Genomic DNA, 8,295 nt, shown 5'->3' with positions numbered 1-8,295 from the left:
CCTCAAAACCCGTCCGACTGGGTCATCCGGGCGGGCGCAACCTACAATCCAGTGAACCGCCGTATACGAGACCCGTACGTACGGTGGTGTGAGAGGCGCACCTCGTCAACTTAACGGTTGGCGAGGCCGTCTACTCGATTGGCGGTTCGGTTTTTTATTTTATTTCTTTAAGATTTATTAAAAAACTTGTTGTTGGTTTTAAATCTTGTGTATAGTCAAACAAGTTAACATCATAAAGGTCAACACCACGTAATTGTGTTATAGTTTTATGGTTTTCAATTTTCGCCACACCCTTTACTTTAAAATCTAAGTTAACATTTTCACCAAATTGTATTTGTCCACCTACTTTATTATTTAAGTTTTCATCAATTATTTTTTTCATTATCTGATATGGATTCTTTAACCCATCATCATATAGATTTTGTGCTACATATTTTCCATTACCAATGAATTTAATATTATCCACCAATTCATTTACTATAATCTCAATATCATCCCAGTCGTCAATTGGAAATTTAATCGTGTAGTAATAGGTTATGAATCTTTTTTCTTTTGGACAAAACCCAGTTGTTATCAACTCACAACCACCATCATCTAATGATAATTTATCTACAAATTTTTGAACTGCTATTTTGTATATAACACTGATATAATTTGATATTTTATTTGCTGATACATCGAATAGGTCTGATGAATATTCTAAATTTCTAAGATTTTCTAATATAAAATCCTTTATATAGTAAATCGTTTGTCCACCACCAGCAAAACAAATCCCCCAATTTTGACTATAATCGGGTGTCCATTTGTCGCTAATATTATAAATAGTAACAGGAAATGAAACAACCTTAACAGCCATATCAATGGGTTTATTATCACCATAATTCAATCTACTGTCAGACCAAAATTCTACATTACCTTTATTATTAATATTAACAATACAAAGTGTCATAGGTTCTTTAATTTCGTTTCTCTGTCGTTTTTTAAACTGACCGCCAACGGTCAAGTATAAGCGTAGTGCGGGATTAGATGGAATTTGTTTCCGACTTAGTAATAATATAACTAATATTGTTTTTGGTTGAATTTAGCATTTAAGCCCGCATTAAGCTTATACAATGTTGTGTGCTGCCATTTTTCCAGGGTCGGATTCCAATTGGTTTTCAACCAAGGCATAATATTTACCTTTTAATCCTAATAGTTGGGAATGTGTTCCCTGTTCTACTATTTCTCCATCACTCATAACGATAATATTGTCCGCATTTTTTATGGTACTTAACCTGTGGGCTATAATTACTGCTGTTCTGTTTTGTAAGAAATCTTTCAGGTTGTTCATTATATTTTTTTCCATAATGGTGTCCATCGAGGAAGTAGCTTCATCCATAAAAACAAAATCAGGATTTTTGTAAACGGCTCTTGCTATTAGCAATCTTTGTTTTTCGCCACCACTTAATGAAACACCAGCTTCCCCAATTTTTGTATGTTCTTTCATGGGTAAGGTTTCCATTTTATCAAATAATTCTGCAATTTTTAATGATTGGATGAACTTTTCCCTGTTCGGCTCAAGGGTTGAAAGTGTAACGTTCTGCAATATCGATCCACTAAAAATATACCCTTCCTGCATTATAACACCACATTTCTTTCTCCAGTCTTTTAAATTAATGTCTGTTATTTTTTTGTCTCCAACATACAAATTTCCAGAAGAGGGATAATAAAAACCGAGAAATAGCTTTAAAAGGGTGGATTTTCCACTGCCACTTTCGCCAACAATTGCAGTGGTTTTGTTATTGGGGATTTCTAGGTTTATTTTGTCTAAAACCATTTCGTTTGCCGATGTCCCGTATTGAAAAGATACATTTTTTAACAAAATAGAATTATTGTTGCTTAGTGGAGAATACCTTTTATTTTTATCGATTTCTTCTTCTTTTAGGTACACATCTGATAATCTGTTAAAAGACAGTTTTATCATTTGCAGGTTTTGTATATATCTTATAAGGTCATTGAAAGGCCCTGAAAGTTGCCCTAGAACATAACTTACCATTAGCATAACGCCCATAGTCATATTGTCATCTATAACCAAAAAGGCACATACGCCGAGAAGTACTATATCCCTAAGTTTTGCAATAAAACTATTACCATCTGACATAAAAAAATCAATATAAGCAGATTTTATCTTTAATTTTTTCAGTTTATCTTCTGTATTCCTCCAATTAGAAAGTCTTGATTCTTCAGCACTATTTATTTTGACCTCAGATATTCCCATAATAAGTTCATAGATATTATTTCGATTTTCTGATTCTAATGAAAAAAGGGAATAATCTATGATTTTCTTCTTTTTAAAAAAGAAAAAAGTATAAGTCATTGAGAGTGCCGTGAAAAGGATAAAAATCAAGAAAACCTGATAATTATATGAGATAAGCAGAATTGAAAAAACTATGATATTAAGCAGCATAATTAAAATGCCAATCAAAAAACTGGAAATAAGGGAATTTATTCTTTTCTGGTCATTCAATCCCTCAATGAGGTCGGATTTGAACTTAGAGTCGTAGTAGCTTAATGGAAGGCTTAATATTTTTCTAAAATAAGATTTGTTTAAGTCTATATTTATGTCAAGGCTAATTTTTGTGGTTAAAATTTCGGAAATACTTTCGGAAAGTAGATAACTTATTGCAAAAATAAACTGGAATAGCAATAGTTTCCATAAAAGATCAAAATCTTTTTGTAAGATCCCCTGATCAATGGTATCTTTTAAAAGCAAAGGCATTGCCCAATTTGCCAGCAATGCAATTATAGTTAGAAAGAGAACTGAAGAAAACCTGAATTTATTTTTCTTTACAACTTCTCGGACATCGCCAACAATAGGGTTTGTTCCATTATTGACGGTAGTTTTAATATTTTTTGTGGCAAAATGTTCGTTAGGCTCTAAGACTATAGCTAGACCCGATGCAACATTTAACCATTTTATAAGGAAGGCTTCTTCATCCAATTTTAACTTTCCAAAACTTGGGTCGACTATAAGAAAAGTTAATTTGCCATTCTTTGAAATGATTTTTTCTAAAATGACAAAATGGCCATAGTTCAAATACAGAATTGCAGGTAGTGGCATTTCCTTTGCATCTTCCAAATTGATTTTTACGGTAGCCGAATTAAATCCTATAATATCAAGAAAATACCTGATTTCTTTGACTGAAACACCCAGCTTTGAAATATTTAAATGTCTCTTTATATCACTTAATTTGTACTTTTTCCCGTAAAATTCACAGATCATCTGAATGCAAGCGGGTCCACAATCATTTGCCTCTAACTGATGATGGAATTTTACTTTATTGTTGCTCATTCACAAAGTCAAAGATATGAGATATTCTATTTAAGATAATTTCATCTTTTTTCTCGTTGTCAAAGCCCATTTGACAAATATCCATTCCTTTAGCCTCTAAGTTGATTTGGTGGCAACCTCCGCCACAAATCGGTAATATTCGACAATTTTGGCACGCTTTGGATTGGATTTTGATATTTTCCCAAGTTTCGATTTTCTCGTTCCAGTTAATTGATCCGTCTTCCAGTATTTCTCCATATTTATTGGTCTCACTAAAATCTCGGGCAGTGCATTTAAAGACATCACCGTTATAGTTTATCACGGCTTCGTTTTTCTTGTCGGCATAGCAGGGATTGTTCAAGTTGTCCAACAATTCGTTATCTGATACCGCAAAGTTTGCTTTTTTAAAGTCGGATATTATTTGTTTGGACGTTTGTTCGGTTTTCAAATTGTTTCCATTGTCCTGCCATACTCGGTGATAACTAATCTTTAGGTTTTTTCTACTTTCTTCTGGAAAACCAGAAATGTCATTCAATATTTCATATGTCGAAGCTAAAGTTTCAGAAGTATAATTTACTCTCAATATGACCTCAATATCATTTTCAATCAAAGTCTTAACAGCAGAAAGAATTTTGTCATAAGAGCCTCCTTTTCTTTTGGCTACCCTAACTTTATTATGTTCTTCCCTGCCTCCATCCAAAGTAATTTGAAAGTGTTTTGATTCATTGCCTTTTAATAAATGGCCTAAAATTTTGTCATTTAGAAGATATCCATTAGAGGTGAATGAAATAGTGAAGTCAATATCTTTATGGGTCAAATATTTTGTTCTGTAATAATCTATAAGTGGCACAGATGTACTGCTATAATACATTAATGGTTCTCCGCCAAAAAATGAAAGATCAAAGGTCTTTAAGTTCTTATTGCTCAAAAGTATGTTGTCAATAAGATTGCAAATCTTTTGAATTGTTGGATTGCTTAATTTTGAATTCTCGATATGTGATTCGTAGCAATACCAACATTTGAAATTACAATTCATTGTAGGATTAATAATTAGTCTGTAACTGTCGTCAGCATTATCAATTTCCTTGCTCTTTTGAATGACTTCTTGCAATTCATCTCTATCTTCGCTTACAATGGCCCCAATATTTTTCAGGTTTTCAAAAATACCTAAATCGAGATTTTTCAATTTTTCGGGTAATAGGCTGAATAAGTGTTCTTTTTCTTTACGAAATATCAAGCTTTTATCTTCCTTCGAATTGTATAATACCGACAGTTTGTCTCCAAGACTTATAATCGAATTGTATTTGCTGTATTTTAAAAGATTATTTTCCATAATTATATGACAGTTTAGGTTAAAAGAAGGAGCTATAAGCGGAAAATTTGCGTAAATTGAATTAGTCTTATTGTATATTACAAGTCCTACTGTTTATCGATCCGGTACAACCAGTATCATTGCTATTGGTACATTTTCTATTGTTGATGGATCCACTACAGGCCGCAACCCCATTTGTACATGAGCCATTTGAACCTCCTATTTCTTCTCCTTGAATGCCAAGGAGAACCATTGATTCTTGGTTGCTATCAAGCATTTTTTGCTCTAACTTTGCAACGAAATTTGTAAACTTACTTTTAGTATCCATAAAATTTAAATTTTTGATGTGGTTTGCCAAAAACTTTACTTTTAGGCGTTCTGACTAAGCCTTGCTTATAGCAACCTTCTATTTGTTTCTTTATCATCTTTTTCTTGTATTTTTTTTACTTTCCTATTTCCAAACTGGTAGTTAAGTGTTATGAATGCTGTTTTGTAATATTTGATTAGTTTGCTGAAATTATAATCCTGTTTGTATTCAGAAATCCTTAAATCAGCTCTTGCGAGGTCGTAACCACCAACCGAAATATTAAAATTCTTGAAATTTTTACTGACGATAACTTCAAGGGAATGTAAGCCATTGAATTCCCCTCCAACAAATCTTGACCTGCTAGAATATCCATAATTCATACCAAGCGAGAAATCCTTTTCTTTGCTTAAGTTGATTTGATTTTTTATTTTAAATGAATAGCGACTGTTCAAAAAACCCATATCAACTCCTTGAAAACTGCCGCTTGCCTTTTCATAGGAATAGTCCAAAATGGCTGAAAGATCCCAGTTATTTTCGAAAAAACTGTTGGAGTAGATAAAATTAAGAAAGATTGCATTGGAGTTCCCGTAATTTGCCGTGGTGGTCATAATATCATTGCCGGGCAAGACAATATCAAATTCATTGAAAAGGTCTTTGTTTATCTCATATCCAACATCGAGCATATAATTTTCGTGGAACGAATAGTTAAAGTTAAATTCATAGGTCAAAATGGGTTTCAAGCTTGGGTTGTTAATCCTAAAAGAATTAGGTGAGATGAAATGAATAAATGGGTTTAACTGGTTATAACCCGGCCTTATTATATAGGACCCAAAGTCAAGTGAAAACTCGTTGCTGTCATTGGGGATGAATAATAGTGAAAATGACGGAAAGAGGTATGTGTTATCAATTTTTAGCTGTTCTGTGTTGGACTTAGTTTTACCTTGAGCTTTGAAGTTTTCAACACGCAAGCCCAATTGTCCTTCCCATTTTTCGTTGAAAACCTTTTCAATATTGAAATACCCGGCTAAAATATCATCTTTGTATTCAAATTTATTGGTCTGCTGTGGGTCGGAAACGTAATTAGCTCCGTCAAAATCGCCAAAGAAAAAATCATTGTTTATTTTACTTCTGGTAAAAAATGCCCCAATACTAAGTATGTTGTCTTCATCAAGAAACCTTGTGTAGTCTGCTTTATAGTTTCCAATTAATGTTATGATGTCGGGGTTTTGCAAAAAACGGGTAATTTCAAGGGAGTTATTGTTTGTAATTTGGGTAAAAATATTTTGTGTATAGATATTGTTGTTGTTCTGGTATCTGTTTAGCTCAATATCTATATTACTGCCGAGGCTGTCTATTTTAATATTATAGTTTATGTTGCCTTTATATGTTGTTAAGTAATCGGGGGATTGGCTGCTAATTTCAGAATTGTAAACAGAATCCAATTGTATCGCATTAAAAGGCTTAAATATATTGGTGGTTTGGTGCTTGTTGGAAATATCATTCAGTTTTGTAAAAAATTGGATGCCAATGTTCTGATTTTTACTAATTTCGTAGTTTAGGTTTAGGTTACCATTAATGTTTCTATATCTTGAAACCGAGTTGGTTTTAATTTGTGTTTGAATATCATCAGTAAGGTTATTGTAGCTGTAATCGGAACTCGCAAAGATTTTTGAATTGTCTAATGAGAGTGTTGTGGTGGTAGTTATTTTACCTTTGGAATAGGACAGAAATCCATTCAGGTTTTGAGAGTTAAAATATGATTGCGAGATTGTAGAATTGACCGCCCCTCTGAGGCCTTCGTCTTCTTTTTTCGTAATGATATTTATAATACCGTTTCTTGTGGAACCATCAAAACGGCTGTCAGGGGTCGTGATGATTTCGATTATTTTTATATTCTCAGAGGGAAGGGACTTCAATAGGCTTAATACCATTGAATTGTCCTCAACTTTTCTGCCGTTAAGATAAATGGTGGCTGTGCCCTTATTCAGAATACTGATGCTGTTTTGGTTGTCAAGGTTTAGAATAGGGACAAACCTCAAAAACTCCAAAGTTGATTTGTTTTTTGCAAATGGAGATGTGGAGGGATTTTGAATGGTGAATTTCCCCAATTCCTTTTTTATTACTGGTCGATTGCTTGCTTTGATCTCTACTCCGTCTAACTGAATAGAGCTTTCAACTTCGATTATACCAAAGTTTGTATGTTCGAGAAAGTCGTCTTCTTTTTGGTAAAGGATACTTTGTAAGTATGTTATCTGAATTGTATAATGTCCTTTGTTTACTTCAATGACAAAACTGCCTGTTTCATCGGTCAAATCTCCTTTGATAAATTCATTTTCAGATGAGAATACTGCAATTGTCGCTAATTCTATTGGGCTGCCGTCTGCGTCAACAACTTGGCCGGTAATTATTATTTGAGAAAAGGAAACCATAGGGAAAAATAGAAGTGATAAAATATAAAGAAGTTGTTTTTGCATATGTTTTTGTTAATTCGAAATTACTGGCATCCGACAAAGATTATATGCCCAGAAATCGAGCTGCTCAAAAATGAATATTTCGGGATTTCCCGTACCTCCCCACTTAATGTAAATTCCATGACCCAGATAGGGGGTAGTTTTCGGGAAAGTATTAAAACATCCATTTTGAGCTAACTGAGGCATATTTTATCAAAATTCTAGATTTACTCGGACGACAGTAATTCGAAATTATTTGTAGAAATCATAAAACACAAGTAGTCAAGCTTCTAATTCATACCTAAAATTACTAATATTATAATAGATGCTTGGGGATTTCGATTTTGTTTTTCTTTAACAACTTAATAAACTCCTCGTTTTTTGCTTTGTATATGTGGCTACAAGAATTTGATATAGGGCACAAATCATCGGGGTTTAGGTCAAGAATTTTTGACAACTTCAAACGAATTCCATCTTTTAAAGTCGTTTTTTCATTTTCTATGTCCGAGTAGGCTTTTTGGGTAATTCCCAATTTTCCGGCTACATATTCCTGTGAGTAATCAAGTTCACGTCTTTTTTTTCGTAGTGCTTCTAAACATTGCTTTTCCATAATTCTATGATTTTACTTTGCGTGTTTTATGGTTCTGACTAACGTTTTTGTTAAAAGCTGGTAATCAGTTATTTGTATCATGTCATTTCTTCCACCCATTCCACGCTATTTTTCAACTACACGTTAGCTTCCGAAATCAACTTTCGTGGAGTAGGGGGAATTGCACACAATCGGGTCAGGCAGGGGAATCTCACCCCCACCTTCCCACAGAACCGTGCGTGAGACTCTCACCTCACACGGCTCTTCATGTTATCAAATCACATTGAAAGTATAAACTCTCAGGGATATACCAGCAACCAGTGTTCG

At 33.6% G+C, this 8,295-nt stretch carries 5 protein-coding genes; all 5 read right to left on the bottom strand.

The window, feature by feature from the left end; all coding sequences use genetic code 11:
- Positions 1-154: 154 nt before the first annotated feature.
- Entirely contained in the window at positions 155-1,003 is an 849-nt protein-coding gene (locus Q8M62_RS11565) for a hypothetical protein (RefSeq protein ID WP_305668151.1), read from the bottom strand.
- Between the two features lie 102 nt (positions 1,004-1,105).
- The gene (locus tag Q8M62_RS11560; protein ID WP_305668150.1) at positions 1,106-3,331 is read right to left on the bottom strand and encodes a peptidase domain-containing ABC transporter; all 2,226 of its coding nucleotides are present in this window, start codon (positions 3,329-3,331) and stop codon (positions 1,106-1,108) included.
- Positions 3,318-4,643, bottom strand: a complete 1,326-nt coding sequence (locus tag Q8M62_RS11555; RefSeq protein WP_305668149.1) for a radical SAM/SPASM domain-containing protein — start codon at positions 4,641-4,643, stop codon at positions 3,318-3,320. Before Q8M62_RS11555 ends, Q8M62_RS11560 begins: the two co-directional genes overlap by 14 nt.
- Before the next feature lie 372 nt (positions 4,644-5,015).
- Positions 5,016-7,403, bottom strand: a complete 2,388-nt coding sequence (locus Q8M62_RS11550) for an outer membrane beta-barrel protein (protein WP_305668148.1) — start codon at positions 7,401-7,403, stop codon at positions 5,016-5,018.
- 292 nt (positions 7,404-7,695) lie between these two features.
- Positions 7,696-7,989, bottom strand: coding sequence for a helix-turn-helix transcriptional regulator (locus Q8M62_RS11545; RefSeq protein WP_305668147.1), 294 nt, complete (start codon positions 7,987-7,989; stop codon positions 7,696-7,698).
- Positions 7,990-8,295 lie beyond the last annotated feature (306 nt).

This window comes from Algoriphagus sp. (genome assembly GCF_030694375.1).
In the GTDB taxonomy this organism is placed as follows: domain Bacteria; phylum Bacteroidota; class Bacteroidia; order Cytophagales; family Cyclobacteriaceae; genus Algoriphagus.
The sequence above is the reverse complement of the archived record's forward strand: the minus strand, read 5'-3'. Positions and strand labels throughout refer to the sequence as shown.

Bases quoted from the DNA above. Each gene is read 5' to 3' on its own strand.
- Q8M62_RS11560 (WP_305668150.1), bottom strand. From the start codon at position 3,331: ATGAGCAACAATAAAGTAAAATTCCATCATCAGTTAGAGGCAAATGAT.
- Q8M62_RS11555 (WP_305668149.1), bottom strand. From the start codon at position 4,643: ATGGAAAATAATCTTTTAAAATACAGCAAATACAATTCGATTATAAGT.
- Q8M62_RS11550 (WP_305668148.1), bottom strand. From the start codon at position 7,403: ATGCAAAAACAACTTCTTTATATTTTATCACTTCTATTTTTCCCTATG.
- Q8M62_RS11545 (WP_305668147.1), bottom strand. From the start codon at position 7,989: ATGGAAAAGCAATGTTTAGAAGCACTACGAAAAAAAAGACGTGAACTT.